At 67.4% G+C, this 12,758-nt stretch carries 10 protein-coding genes; 5 read left to right on the top strand and 5 right to left on the bottom strand.

All coding sequences use genetic code 11. The features are described from left to right. Positions 1-90: 90 nt before the first annotated feature. Both NDI76_RS00050 and NDI76_RS00045 read right to left on the bottom strand, forming a co-directional pair. Entirely contained in the window at positions 91-339 is a 249-nt protein-coding gene (locus NDI76_RS00050; protein WP_310921899.1) for an amphi-Trp domain-containing protein, read from the bottom strand. 106 nt (positions 340-445) lie between these two features. Continuing rightward, the gene (locus tag NDI76_RS00045; RefSeq protein WP_310921897.1) at positions 446-853 is read right to left on the bottom strand and encodes a hypothetical protein; all 408 of its coding nucleotides are present in this window, start codon (positions 851-853) and stop codon (positions 446-448) included. Positions 854-1,468: 615 nt separating this feature from the next. Between NDI76_RS00045 and pheS the strand changes: the two genes are divergently transcribed. From pheS to NDI76_RS00025, 4 genes are all read left to right on the top strand, one after another. Then, positions 1,469-2,980, top strand: coding sequence for a phenylalanine--tRNA ligase subunit alpha (gene pheS, locus NDI76_RS00040; protein WP_310921894.1), 1,512 nt, complete (start codon positions 1,469-1,471; stop codon positions 2,978-2,980). Beyond that, positions 2,980-4,773 (top strand): phenylalanine--tRNA ligase beta subunit-related protein, encoded by a 1,794-nt coding sequence (locus NDI76_RS00035; RefSeq protein ID WP_310921893.1) that lies wholly within the window; start codon positions 2,980-2,982, stop codon positions 4,771-4,773. The genes pheS and NDI76_RS00035 overlap by 1 nt, the downstream gene beginning before the upstream one ends. Before the next feature lie 143 nt (positions 4,774-4,916). Further along, the gene (locus NDI76_RS00030; RefSeq protein ID WP_310921892.1) at positions 4,917-6,122 is read left to right on the top strand and encodes a trans-sulfuration enzyme family protein; all 1,206 of its coding nucleotides are present in this window, start codon (positions 4,917-4,919) and stop codon (positions 6,120-6,122) included. A gap of 107 nt (positions 6,123-6,229) precedes the next feature. Next, positions 6,230-8,854: a valine--tRNA ligase gene (locus NDI76_RS00025; protein ID WP_310921891.1), complete on the top strand. Its 2,625-nt coding sequence runs from the start codon at positions 6,230-6,232 to the stop codon at positions 8,852-8,854. Between the two features lie 64 nt (positions 8,855-8,918). Here NDI76_RS00025 and NDI76_RS00020 read toward each other — a convergent pair whose 3' ends face one another. From NDI76_RS00020 to NDI76_RS00010, 3 genes are all read right to left on the bottom strand, one after another. Then, complete coding sequence (locus NDI76_RS00020) at positions 8,919-10,331, bottom strand: SGNH/GDSL hydrolase family protein (RefSeq protein WP_310921889.1); 1,413 nt, start codon at positions 10,329-10,331, stop codon at positions 8,919-8,921. A gap of 76 nt (positions 10,332-10,407) precedes the next feature. Next, positions 10,408-11,466: a quinone-dependent dihydroorotate dehydrogenase gene (locus NDI76_RS00015; RefSeq protein ID WP_310921888.1), complete on the bottom strand. Its 1,059-nt coding sequence runs from the start codon at positions 11,464-11,466 to the stop codon at positions 10,408-10,410. Positions 11,467-11,509: 43 nt separating this feature from the next. After that, the gene (locus NDI76_RS00010; RefSeq protein ID WP_049937926.1) at positions 11,510-11,707 is read right to left on the bottom strand and encodes a hypothetical protein; all 198 of its coding nucleotides are present in this window, start codon (positions 11,705-11,707) and stop codon (positions 11,510-11,512) included. A gap of 222 nt (positions 11,708-11,929) precedes the next feature. Between NDI76_RS00010 and NDI76_RS00005 the strand changes: the two genes are divergently transcribed. Continuing rightward, a complete protein-coding gene (locus NDI76_RS00005; protein WP_310921887.1) occupies positions 11,930-12,244 on the top strand; it encodes a non-histone chromosomal MC1 family protein in 315 nt (104 codons plus the stop codon). The last annotated feature ends 514 nt before the right edge of the window (positions 12,245-12,758 follow it).

The following is a 12,758-nucleotide window of genomic DNA, read 5'->3' as shown; positions in this document are numbered from 1 at the left end:
GCCGCTCTCGGGTGACTGTCTCGGACGCCGACACGCCGACGCCGTCGCTCGTCGGGGCGGGTCGGAGCCGAACGGAAAAGCGGGCCGTTCTCAGTCCTTGCGCGCCTTCCACTCCAGCGTCACGGTCACGCTCTCGCGACTGCCGCGGAGCACGGACGACCGCTCTCGAACGCCGATTTCGTACCCGACCGAGGAGCGCGGACGGAGCGTTATCTGTTTGTTCCCGACGCGAACGTCGGCGTCGTCGTCGTTGCCCTCGATGGCGTCCGCGAGCGCTCGCAGTCGATCGGCCGTCTCCTCTCGGGAGAGTTTCTCGGCGTTGAGCGTCTTGCTGACCATAGGGACCCGTAGGACGGGGTGAGAATAAAGCGCACGGCCGAGGGCGAGTCGAGAGGTCTCCGACGGCGGGAACCGATTCGTCGTTCAGTCGCCCGTTACTCGACGGCTATCCGGGGATGCCCAGCGCCGAGAACTCGAACAGGCCGATGGCGGCGAGGGCGTAGAGGACGAGGGCGGCGACGATCCAGGCGATGAAGCCGATGAGCGCCGCGGCCCCCCACCCGCCGGGGTAGCGCCAGTTGATGACGCCGATCCACGCGACCAGCGCGAGGATGGGTCCGAGCAGCGGAATCCACCCGAGGAAGAACGCGACGACGGCCCACACGATGGCGCCGATGAGGGCCGTGAACACGGCTCTGCGGTAGCCCACGTCCTTGTCGACGATGAGTCGCGCGCCGGTGTGGATGCCGACGGCGCCGATGAGGAGGTTGACGACGAAGACGAGCACCGCGCCGGCGAGCGACCCGGCGTTCGACCCCGCCCCCTGCAACGTGAGGAGACCGAGACCGCTCATCTCGACCGCCTCCCTGACTCCGCCGTTCGACCCGTCGATTCGCCGCGCTCGCGCGTCGGTGTCTCTCCGCTCATAATCTCGTCCGATTAAACGGACGCGGCGGGTATGAGTCTGGGGGGCGATACGGACGTCGAGATACTTCGGCGGGGCGAGCGCCGGCGGCGGGGCCGCGGCGACCGCTTCGTCTCGGTCTACTCCCCCGCTCGACGCGCTGACAGCACCTCGCACGGATTCGGAACCGTTTTGCCCCGCGGCCGGTACCCCACGACCATGCCGACCGGACCCACCGACGGCGGGAGCGACGCGCGCGAACCGACCGCGACCGACGGGTCCGGTTTCTTCTTTCGGGTCCCGAACCGAGAGCGACCGTAGTCCCGCGCCGGAGTCGCCGCCGCGACGGCGGCGACCACCGTCGTACCGTCACAATCGCTCTCGCGACGACGGCGGACTCCCCGAGGACCGACGCGGCGGGCGCACTCCCGCCCCGGCGTCCGCGGCGACGAACCCGTCCGAATCGGCCCGACGCGGGCGCGGTCACTGCCGCCCGCGCCCTTCGGAACTGCTAACTGGGTCTTAGCCAGTAGACACGACAACGACCGACGCGAATCCGAGCCAATGAGAGTACCCGAATCACAGCTCGCGGTGTTGAACGCCGCGAGCGCGACGGACGCACAGACCATCGAACGCCTCGCCGACGAGACGGGCCTGAAACCGGAGACGGTGACGCAGGCCGCCTTCGAACTGCGAGACGACGGGTATGTCGCCGTCGAGGAGCGAACCGACGTCGAGTACGAACTCACCGAAGAGGGACGCGAGTACGTCGCGGACGGCCTCCCAGAGGTGCGACTCTACCGCGCCGCCGTCGAGGCGGGCGCGGCCGACGACCCCGTCCCGATGGGGCAGGTCATCGGCGCGTCGGGCCTTGGCGGTCCGGAAGTCGACATCGCCCTCGCGAACTTCGGGCGGAAGGGCTACGGCGAGATAGACAGCGGCGAACTCTCGGCCGACGCCGACGCGGACGCCGGGAGCGACCCCGAGTCGACGGTTCTGGCCGCCCTCGCCGACGGCGACGGTATCGAGAACGCGGACGAGTCGACCCTGGAACAACTCGTCTCGCGCAACCTCCTCGACCGCCGCGAGGAGACGGTCCGCTCGGTGACGCTCACCGACGAGGGCGTCACGCTCCTCATGGAGGGCGTCGAGGCCGCCGAAACGGTCGACCGACTCACCCCGGAGATGCTCACGTCCGGTGAGTGGGAGGACGTGGAGTTCACCGAGTACAACGTCGAGGCCGACGCGGCGGAGGCGCGCGGCGGGAAGACGCACATCCTCAGACAGACCGCCGATAGGGTGAAGGACGTCCTGGTCGGCATGGGCTTTCAGGAGATGGAGGGGCCGCACGCCGACGCGGACTTCTGGATCAACGACTGCCTGTTCATGCCGCAGGACCACCCCGCCAGAACCCACTGGGACCGCTTCGCCCTCGACGTGCCGCCCATCGAGGAGTTGCCCGAGGACTTAGTCGATAGAGTCGAGGACGCCCACCGTCGCGGCGTCGGCCCGGACGGCGACGGTTACCACTCGCCGTGGTCGGAGGACTTCGCGCGGGCAATCGCCCTCCGCGGACACACCACCTCGCTGTCGATGCGCTACCTCTCGGGGCACGAGGTTGGCGAGTTGGAACCTCCGCAGCGGTATTTCTCCGTCGAGAAGGTGTACCGCAACGACACTTTGGACCCGACCCACCTCTTGGAGTTCTACCAGATAGAGGGCTGGGTGATGGCCGACGACCTCTCGGTGCGCGACCTGATGGGCACCTTCGAGGAGTTCTACGCGCAGTTCGGAATTACGGATATCCAGTTCAAACCGCACTACAACCCCTACACGGAGCCGTCCTTCGAGTTGTTCGGACGGCACCCCGAGACGGGCGAACTGATCGAAATCGGGAACTCGGGAATGTTCCGCGACGAGGTGCTCGAACCGCTCGGAGTGGAGTGCGACGTGATGGCGTGGGGCCTCGCCCTCGAACGACTACTGATGCTCATGTACGGCTTCGACGATATCCGCGACGTGCACGGGACGATGTCGGACATCGAACTGCTGCGGGAGACGGAGGTGCTCAGATAATGCCCGTCGTCGACGTTCACCCCGACGAACTCAGACGGCTGACGGGCCACGAGGACAAATCCGACGAGGCGTTCAAGGAGGACCTCTTCGCCCTCGGCTTGGAGTTCGAGGGCGAGACCGAGGAGGGGGCGTTCCAACTGGAGTTCGGTCCCGACCGACTCGACCGCCTCTCCGTCGAGGGCGTCGCGCGGTCGCTGCGCTACCAGTACGGCGACGACCGCGGCGTCTACGTGCCGAACACGAACAGCCCCGACTTCACGTTCGTCGTCGACGAGAGCGTGCCCGAGGAGCGTCCGTACGTCACCGGCGCGGTGATTCGCGGCGTCGACCTCGACGAGGAGGGCCTCGACTCGCTCATCCAGCTTCAAGAAAAGCTGCACGCGACGATGGGCCGCAAGCGCGCGAAAGGCGCCATCGGCATCCACGACCTGACGATGCTCAAGGGCGACGCCCTGCGCGAGGAGTCGGGCGGGAACTCAATCACCTACCGCGGCGTCGACCCCGACGGCGACACGTTCGTCCCCCTCGACGGCGACCGGGAGATGACGCCCGCCGAAGTGCTCGAAGAGCACCAGACCGGACAGCAGTACGCCGACCTGGTGAGCGAGTACGAGCGCTACCCGGCCATCTACGACGAACTCGGTCTGTTCTCGTTCCCGCCAGTCATCAACGGCCGTCGGACGGAGGTGTCCACGGAGTCGCGCGAACTGCTCGTCGAACTGACGGGCACCGACCAGTGGACCATCGACCGGATGTGCAACATCGTCTGTTACGCGCTGGCGGCCCGCGGCGCGACCATCGAGGAGGTGGAAGTCGAGTACGAGTCGGGGACGCTCCCAAAGCCCGACTTCGAGGTGGACACCAAGCGCGTCTCCCACGACCGAATCGAGACGATGCTCGGCGTCGAGTTCGAACGGCGGGAGGTCGCCGACCTGTTCGAGCGCTCCGGATTGGACGCCGAACTCGCGGACGACGAGGCCGACGGGGACGCCGGCGCCGGTGCCGGTGCCGGTGACGACGCACCCGGCCACGGGGCGGACGATGGCGAGGAGGACGATGAGACCGTCTACGAGGTGTCGATTCCGCCGTACCGCGTCGACGTGCTTCACCCCTTGGACCTCGTCGACGACGTAGGTCGGGCGTACGGCTTCAACGAACTCGACCCGCGCTACCCGAACGTCGGCACGGTCGGCGGGCGACACGAGCGCTCCCGACTGGAGGACGCCGCCCGAAACTCGCTCGTCGGACTGGGCTTCGAGGACATGCTCAACTTCCACATGACGAGCGAGGCGGAGATTCAGGACCGAATGGGCGTCGAGGCCGGGTCGGAGGTGCTCGGCGGCGGCGACCCCGCCGAAATCACGGGGCCGTACAGCGAGGACTACACCGTCCTGCGGACGTGGGCGCTCCCGTCGCTGCTGATGGTGCTGGAGAACAACACCCACCGGGCGTACCCGCAGGACTTGGCCGAAATCGGCCTCGTCGCCGAACGGGACGACTCGGTGAACACCCGCGTGAAGGAACGCCGGCACGTCGCGGCCGTCCTCGCCCGGCACGACGCGACGTTCGAGGACGCGAAGGCCCGACTGCAGACGCTCTGCCGTGACTTCGCGGTCGACTTGGAGACGCCGCCGACCGAACACCCCTCCTTCATCGACGGCCGGGCGGCGAGCGTCGTAATCGACGGCGAGGACGTCGGCGTCGTCGGGGAAGTTCATCCGAAGGTACTGGTCGAACACGACCTCGAACTGCCCGTCGCGGCGTTCGAGTTCGACCTCGACGCACTCCGGTAAGCCGCCCGCTCGCACCGGCAGGGCACCCCGCCTCGCTCCGGAGAAAAATAACTCGCGAGAATCTTTACGAATTCGAAATTATCTCCAAGTATTTATCTCTTAACCATCGAAATGTTTAGTACGCCGTCGCCTCGCTATCCTTCATGAACGATGCTGAGGAGCAGTTCGAGACGCTCGCGGTGACGCACGGCGAACGCGGACAGCGACCCGCCGAGGGCGTCGAGGACGTGGCCGTCCCCGTCCACCTCTCCTCGACGTACGCGGTGCCGGACATCGACCCGGACGCGTCGCTGGAGACGCTCGACCCCGACGCGGGCGAGTTCCTCTACTCGCGGCTGTCGAACCCGACGCGGAACGCGCTGGAACACCGCTTGGGGGCGCTCTGCGGGGCCGAGCACGCCTTCGCGTTCGGGTCCGGAACCGCGGCCATCGTGACCGCCATCTCGGCCGCCGTCGAACCCGGCGACCACGTCGTCGCCTTCGACGACCTGTACGGCGGCACGAAGTCGATGCTCTCGCGGTTCTTCGAGGACCGCCTCGGCGTGGCCGTCACGCTCGTCGACGCGCGCGACACCGAGGAAGTCGCGGCGGCGATGCGTCCGGAGACGACGCTCGTCTGGATGGAGTCGCCGACGAACCCCCTGCTCCGACTCTGCGACGTCGAGGCCGTCGCCGCCGTCGCGGACGAACACGGGGCGACGTTCGGCGTCGACAACACGTTCGTCGGGCCGTACTTCCAGCGACCGCTCGAACTCGGCGCCGACGTGGTGGTCCACTCGACGACGAAGTACCTCAACGGTCACTCCGACTCCATCGGCGGCGCACTCGCGACGAACGACGCGGCGTTCGCCGAGGAGGTGGCGTTCCTTCAACGCGTCGGCATGGGGAACGTGCTCGCGCCGTTCGACGCCTACCTCACCCTCCGCGGCCTGAAGACGCTCCCGCTCCGGATGGAGAAGCACGCCACGAACGCGCAGGCCGTCGCGGAGTTCCTCGCGGACCACTCGGCGGTGTCGGCGGTCCACTACCCCGGCCTCGACTCCCACCCGCAACACGACCTCGCGGCGCGGCAGATGTCGGGCTACGGCGGCGTCCTCTCCGTCGAGTTGGCGACGGATTTAGACGGCGCGGCGCGCTTCGTCTCCGAACTCGACCACTTCCCGCTGGCGGTCAGCCTCGGCGGCGTCGAGTCGCTGATCGAACACCCGGCGACGATGACGCACTCGCCGCTCTCGCCGTCCGAACGGGAGTACCTCGGCATCACCGACAGCCTCCTTCGAATCTCCGTCGGCGTCGAGCACGAGGCCGACCTGCTGTCGGACCTCGCGACCGGACTCGACGCCCTCTGACCGTCGTCCGCGCGCCGCCCCCCTCGTCCGGTATCGTCCCCGTCGGGTCGTCTCGCCGGTTCAATCGAGTGACTTAACACGACGTCCGGCGGTACTTCTGCACAAGAATGCCGAGCGGAGAATACGACCCCGAGACGGTCGAAGCGAAGTGGCAGGACAGGTGGGTTGCCGAGGACACGTACGCGTACGCCGAGGACGCGGACGCGGTAGACCCCGACACCGCCTTCTCCATCGACTCGCCGCCACCGACGGTCTCGGGCAGTCTGCACTGGGGCCACGCCTACGGCTTCACCCTGCAGGACTTCGTCGCTCGGTTCGAGCGCATGCGCGGGGAGAACGTCTTCTTCCCGTTCGGCTTCGACGACAACGGCATCGCCTCCGAGCGTCTGACCGAAGAGGAACTCGACGTCCGCCACCAGGACTACGACCGGCGGGAGTTCCAGCGGATGTGCCGGGAGGTCTGCGAGGAGTACGAGGCCGAATTCGCAGAGAAGATGCAGGGCCTCGGCATCTCCATCGACTGGGAGCAGACCTACCAGACCATCTCGCCGGAGGTCCAGCGCACCTCCCAACTCTCCTTCATCGAACTGTACGACGAGGGCCGGGAGTACCGCCAGCGCGCCCCGGCCATCTGGTGTCCCGAGTGCGAGACGGCCATCTCGCAGGTCGAAACCGAGGACGACGAGCAGGACAGCCACTTCCACGACATCGAGTTCGACGTCGTCGATTCGGCGGAGTCGTTCGTCATCTCGACGACGCGACCCGAACTCCTGCCCGCCTGCGTCGCCGTGTTCGTCCACCCCGACGACGAGGAGAACGAGCACCTCGTCGGCGAGGAGGCGCGGATTCCGCTGTTCGGACAGGAGGTGCCCGTCATCGAGGACGACCGCGTCGACCTCGAAACCGGGTCGGGCATCGTCATGTGCTGTACGTTCGGCGACCAAACCGACATCGAGTGGTATCAGGCGCACGACCTGGACCTCCGCATCGCCATCGACGAGTCGGGCACGCTGACCGACGTCGCGGGCGAGTACGCCGGGATGTCCTCGGCGGAGGCGCGCGAGGCCATCGTCGACGACTTAGAGGATGACGGAGCGCTCCTCGACAAACGCGCCATCACGCACACGGTGAACGTCCACGAGCGCTGCGGGACGAGCGTCGAGTTCCTCGTCAAGGACCAGTGGTACGTCGAACTCCTCGACAAGACCGACGAGTACCTCGAAGCCGGGAGGGAGATGGACTGGTACCCCGAGAAGATGTTCACGCGATACAAAAACTGGATCGAGGGGCTCCAGTGGGACTGGTCCATCTCCCGGCAGCGCTCCTCCGGGATTCCGTTCCCCGTCTGGTACTGCGGGGAGTGCGAACACGTCGTCGTCGCGGAGCGAGAGAATCTGCCGGTCGACCCCCTCGCGGACGACCCGCCGGTCGACTCGTGTCCCGAGTGCGGCCACGACGAGTTCGTCCCGGAGAACGACGTGTTCGACACGTGGGCCACCTCCTCTCTCACCCCCCTCATCAACGCCGGGTGGGACTGGGACCCGGAGGCCGGAGAGACGACGCTCGAACGGCCGGAACTGTTCCAGTTCGACCTGCGCCCGCAGGGCCACGACATCATCTCGTTTTGGCTGTTCCACACCGTCGTGAAGTGCTACGAGCACACCGGCGAGGTGCCGTTCGACAGCGTGATGATAAACGGGATGGTCCTCGACGAGAACCGCGAGAAGATGTCGAAGTCGAAGGGTAACGTCGTCTCGCCGGACGAAGTCGTCTCGAAGTACCCCGTCGACGCCGCGCGCTACTGGGCCGCGGGGTCGGCCGTCGGCGACGACCTGCCGTACTCCGAGAAGGGACTCCGCGCGGGCGAGAAACTCATCCGGAAGCTCTGGAACGCCTCGAAACTGGTCGAGAGCCTCACCGACGAGGCCCCCGAGGAGTTCGACCACGACGACCTCCGCGCACTCGATCGGTGGCTCCTCGCGGAGTTGGACCGCGAGCGAACGCGCCTCACGGAGAAACTGGAGAACCGCGAGTTCTCGAAGGCGCGCGACGGTCTCCGGAGTTTCTTCTGGAACACGTTCTGCGACGACTACCTCGAAATCGCCAAACAGCGGGTCCGCGAGTCGGACGACGACGCCGCGAAGTACACGCTTCAGACCGCGCACCGCCGCTTCGTCAAACTGTTCGCGCCCGTCCTCGCGCACGCCACGGAGGAGTTGTGGCGCGACATGTACGGCGAGGAGGCCGACAGCGTCCACCGCGCCGCATGGCCCGAGTCGCTCGACGTCGACGCCGACGTCGCGGCCGGCGAGACGGCGATGGCCGTCGTCGGCGCCCTCCGCAAGTACAAGAGCGACAACCAACTGTCGATGAACGCCTCCGTCGACCGCGTGCAGGTGTACGGCGACGTGCACGGCTTCGAGGAGGACATCAGCGGCGTGATGCACGTCGAGGAACTGGAGACCCTCGACGAAGAACCGCAGATAGAGTCGGTCGTCACCGGCGTCGACCTCGACTACTCCCTGGTCGGTCCCGAGTTCGGCTCGCAGGTGCCGGACATCGAGGCGGACATCGAAGCGGAGGAGTACGAAGTGGTCGACGGGAACCTCCGCGCCGGCGGCGCCGAACTCGACCCCGAGATGTTCACCATCGAGGAGGAGCGCCGGTACACCGGCGAGGGCGAGATGCTCGAAGCGGGCGACGCCGTCGTCATCGTTCAGCACGGCGACTGAGGAGGGCTCGAACCGCGCCGGACCGGACCACCGCTCGTCTCCCGCCGCCCGCCGTCCCCCTTCGTCACTCGGCCGGCGGGGCCGTCCGGGTCGACATCGAGTTCCGGTTCGACTCGGTCTCGGAGGCCGTCGTCCCGTCAGATTCCTCGCTCTCGGTCCCGTCCTCGGCTTCGCCCTCCCGACCGCTCTCCCCTTTCCCGCCGTCCTCGAACAGCGAGAGGTCGACCGCTTCGGCCATCGCGCGGTAGCCGGCGTCGCCGGGGTGGAGGTTGTCGCCGCTGTCGTACTTCGGCAGCATCCGCTCGGGGTGGTCCGGGTCGCGCAGGGCCGCGTCGAAGTCGACGACGCCATCGAACGCGTCCGTCGTCCGGATGAACTCGTTGACGGCCTGTCGTTGCGCCTCGGCCTCCGCGCTGTCGTAGTCCTCCTCGTAGGACGCCCCCTGCGTCGGCGTCAGCGTGCCCGCGTAGACGTCGATATCGTGCGCGTGCAGTTGCCGGGCTATCTGTTTCAACCCGAAGATGATGCGGTCGGCGCCGACGGCCGGCGGGTACTGGCCGATGTCGTTTATCCCCTCCAGAAGGATGACCTCCGTCACGCCGGGTTGGGCGAGGACGTCGTGGTCGAGGCGGGCGAGGGCGTTGTTGCCGAACCCGGTCCCGGAGACGGAGTCGTAGAGCACGCGGTTCCCCGAGATGCCGGCGTTGACGACGGAGCGCTCGACGCCGTTCGCGACGAACCGACGGGCCAGGTAGTCCGGATATCGGTGATCCGCGCCCGGCGTCGACGCGAAGCCATCGGTGATGGAGTCGCCCAACGCGACGACGGTTCCCACCTCCTCGTCGGCGCGAACGTCGACCCCCTTCAGGAAGAACCACGACGTCGCCGCCTCCTCGAAGGCGTCGCCGTCGGACGCCTCGGTGTAGTTGCCGAGCGCCGAGTACGTCTGCTTCAGGGCGAGGGGGTGCCGCGTCGCCGGTCCCGTCGCGTCCACCGCGTAGAAACTCACGGCGACGTCCTCGTCCGCGCTCACGTCGAACTCCACGGGGTCGCTGTAGACGGCCGCACCGGCCGGCAGGAAGACGGACTCCTCGCCGCCGAACGTCACTGTCTCCGTCGACCCCGGAACGACGCTCGCGCCGCCGTCGCGGTCCGCGACGGTGACCTTCTCGAAGGTGACGGGGTCCTCGCCGTACCGGTTCGTGAGTCGGATGCGGGCGACGGACCCGCCGACGCTCGGGTTGACCATCTGCCGAACCGTCCGGTTCTCGAACCCCTCCTCCGAGAGGCCGCTCTCGGCGGGCGGGGCGGGCGCCGCCGACCACGCGCCGACGAAGTGTCCGTCTCCCGTCCCGTCCGTCCGACCGTTCCACTTCGAGTCCGAGTCCGACCCCGTCGCCGCGACGGCACCCGTTCCGAGAGCGGCCGTCCCGACGGCCGCGCCGACCGCCTTGGTAAATTCTCTGCGATTAATCATGCGAATACGACTCGCGGTTCCGGTTCGGGGTAGAAATGTCTACCGGCCAATCTATGGGAAGTGACAGAACGGCGCGCTACAGGTCCGCGCCGACCGCTTCGTCTATCGAGTCGAAGCCGTCGCGGTCGAGTAACTCGAGGAGTCCCTCGTTGATGTCGCGCGCGAGCGTCGGCCCCTCGAAGACGAGGCCGGTGTACAACTGGACGAGACTCGCCCCGGCGCGAATCTTCGCGTAGGCGCCCTCGGCCGAGGAGACGCCGCCGACGCCGACGACGGGCACGTCCGTCCGTTCGGCGACGAAGCGGACCATCTCGGTCGCCCGGTCCTCGATGGGGGCGCCGGAGAGGCCGCCGCGTTCGGCGCGGTTCGGACTGCGCAGTCCCGCGGGGCGGTCGGTGGTCGTGTTCGTGGCGACGACGCCGTCGAGGCCGTACTCGTCGACGACGGCGAGGGCGTCCTCGACGGCGGGGTCCGGAAGGTCCGGGGAGAGTTTCACGAGGAGGGGGGAGGCGCCCGCGTCGACGAGTTCGCCGAGGATGGCTTCGAGCGACTCACGGTTCTGCAGGTCGCGGAAGCCCTCGCTGTTCGGACAGGAGACGTTGACCGCGACGTAGTCGGCGTGCTCGCCGACCCGTTCGTAGGTGTAGCGGTAGTCCGCGGGGGCGTCCTCGGCGTCCGCCGACTCCGAGAGGGCGAGATTGACGCCTACGGTGACGTCCGGGTCCGGTCCGGCCGCGAGTCGGTCGCCGACGGCGTCGGCGCCCTCGTTGTTCAGGCCCATGCGGTTGACGATGCCGCGGTCCTCGCGGAGGCGGAACATCCGGGGACGCGGGTTGCCGTCCTGCGGTTCGGCGGTCACGCCACCCACTTCGACGTGGCCGAAGCCGAGGTTACCGAGGACGTCGGGCACCTCCGCGTTCTTGTCGAACCCGGCGGCGACGCCGACGGGGTTCTCGAAGGAGCAGTCGAACGCCTCGGTTCGGAGTCTGTCGTCGTCGACGCGGTACCGGGCGGCGAACGCGTCGGCCAGCGAGGTGTGCTGTGCGGTCCGGAGGCCGCGGTGGACGAGTCCGTGCGCCGTCTCCGGCGGCAACGAGAAGAGTGCGGGTTTCAGTGCTCGGTAGAGGGTTCGCATCCGTGTGTGGGTGTGTCGGCGGTCGGTCGGCGTGCGCGACGGTTCAGAAGTCGTGCTCGACGTCGTCTGGGTCGGCCTTCTGGATGATGATCTTACCGTCACGGACCCGAACGAACACTTCGTCACCGATGTCCATCCCGGCGACGGCGAGTTCGTCCTCGTGGAGGTTCACGTGGACGTTGTGGTACTCGCCGTTCTCGTCTTTCGCGCCACTTGGGCTGAGCTTCTTTTTCCGGACCATCGGGGTCTCTCTGTTCGATGCTTCGCCGTAGGACGTACATAAGTGTTGTCTACCCGACCGCTGGCCCCCCGACGTCGCGTCTCTTCGCGCGTCTTCGCCTTCGGTCGGACCCGAGCGACCGCCGAGACCGGCCGAGTATATAAGTACCTCGCCGCCGCCTCCCAATTTTGCCGATATATTTAAGCCGAGCCATGTGTTCGGTTGCCATGGAGGTCACAAACCATGGTACGCGAGGACGGTAAGCGGAACTTCGTGCTGCGGGAGGAGGACGGTTCGGAGTCGAGTGTCTTCTCCGGAAGCATGCCCCGCCAAGCCGCCCTGAAGGCCGCCCGACGTCTCGAACCGCGCGAGTCGGAGGACGAAGCCAAAGAACACGCCACAGAGATCCATCTCCGCGAGAAAGGCACCGACAAGGTGCACATCTTTCACGCGTGGGCGTGGGTCGACGACGCTCCCGGGGACAAGCCCGACTGGATGGAGGGCGACATCACGAAAGGGAACGTCTCGAAGCAGGGTATCGAACACCTCGACGAGTAACGAGGATGACGACGTCGCCGTTCGCTTTTTCTTCACGCACACGCGCGAACCCCGCGCGAAGACGCATCCGACACGGCTTTGACCGTCGCCGGGCGATGCGTACTCGCGCGGACACCACCCGGTCCGACCCGACGCGAGACGCGAGGGATGACCGACCGGCCTCCGACCGCGCGATATCTCTTCGCTCGCGAGCGACTGCCCTCGCCTTTTGCTCTCGACTCCGGGGCGACGGGGTATGAAATCGCATGACGCGGCGGGTTCGGTTCGACGACCTTTTATGTTACCCGGCCATTCGTAGAAATACGCGGGGCGCCCCGGGCCACCGAGGCCCGGAGCGCCACTTTCCGAGTACGCCCGAACCGCCTCGTCTCCGTCCGGGGGAGTGCCTCGCACTCTCACGACGAACGCGAGACGACGCCCTTAAGTGTTCGAGCCCACTTCGGAAGAATGCGAACGACACACCGCGACCGTGCGACGGTTCAAACCCGTCGCACACTCGGACACGGTCCCCTCG

Source organism: Halogeometricum sp. S1BR25-6 (genome assembly GCF_031624495.1).
In the GTDB taxonomy this organism is placed as follows: Archaea; Halobacteriota; Halobacteria; order Halobacteriales; family Haloferacaceae; genus Halogeometricum; species Halogeometricum salsisoli.
The sequence above is the reverse complement of the archived record's forward strand: the minus strand, read 5'-3'. Positions and strand labels throughout refer to the sequence as shown.

Excerpts from the sequence above, each read along its gene's own strand:
- NDI76_RS00050 (WP_310921899.1), bottom strand. The coding sequence starts at position 339 with ATGGTCAGCAAGACGCTCAACGCCGAGAAACTCTCCCGAGAGGAGACG.
- NDI76_RS00045 (WP_310921897.1), bottom strand. The coding sequence starts at position 853 with ATGAGCGGTCTCGGTCTCCTCACGTTGCAGGGGGCGGGGTCGAACGCC.
- pheS (WP_310921894.1), top strand. The coding sequence starts at position 1,469 with ATGAGAGTACCCGAATCACAGCTCGCGGTGTTGAACGCCGCGAGCGCG.
- NDI76_RS00035 (WP_310921893.1), top strand. The coding sequence starts at position 2,980 with ATGCCCGTCGTCGACGTTCACCCCGACGAACTCAGACGGCTGACGGGC.
- NDI76_RS00030 (WP_310921892.1), top strand. The coding sequence starts at position 4,917 with ATGAACGATGCTGAGGAGCAGTTCGAGACGCTCGCGGTGACGCACGGC.
- NDI76_RS00025 (WP_310921891.1), top strand. The coding sequence starts at position 6,230 with ATGCCGAGCGGAGAATACGACCCCGAGACGGTCGAAGCGAAGTGGCAG.
- NDI76_RS00020 (WP_310921889.1), bottom strand. The coding sequence starts at position 10,331 with ATGATTAATCGCAGAGAATTTACCAAGGCGGTCGGCGCGGCCGTCGGG.
- NDI76_RS00015 (WP_310921888.1), bottom strand. The coding sequence starts at position 11,466 with ATGCGAACCCTCTACCGAGCACTGAAACCCGCACTCTTCTCGTTGCCG.
- NDI76_RS00010 (WP_049937926.1), bottom strand. The coding sequence starts at position 11,707 with ATGGTCCGGAAAAAGAAGCTCAGCCCAAGTGGCGCGAAAGACGAGAAC.
- NDI76_RS00005 (WP_310921887.1), top strand. The coding sequence starts at position 11,930 with ATGGTACGCGAGGACGGTAAGCGGAACTTCGTGCTGCGGGAGGAGGAC.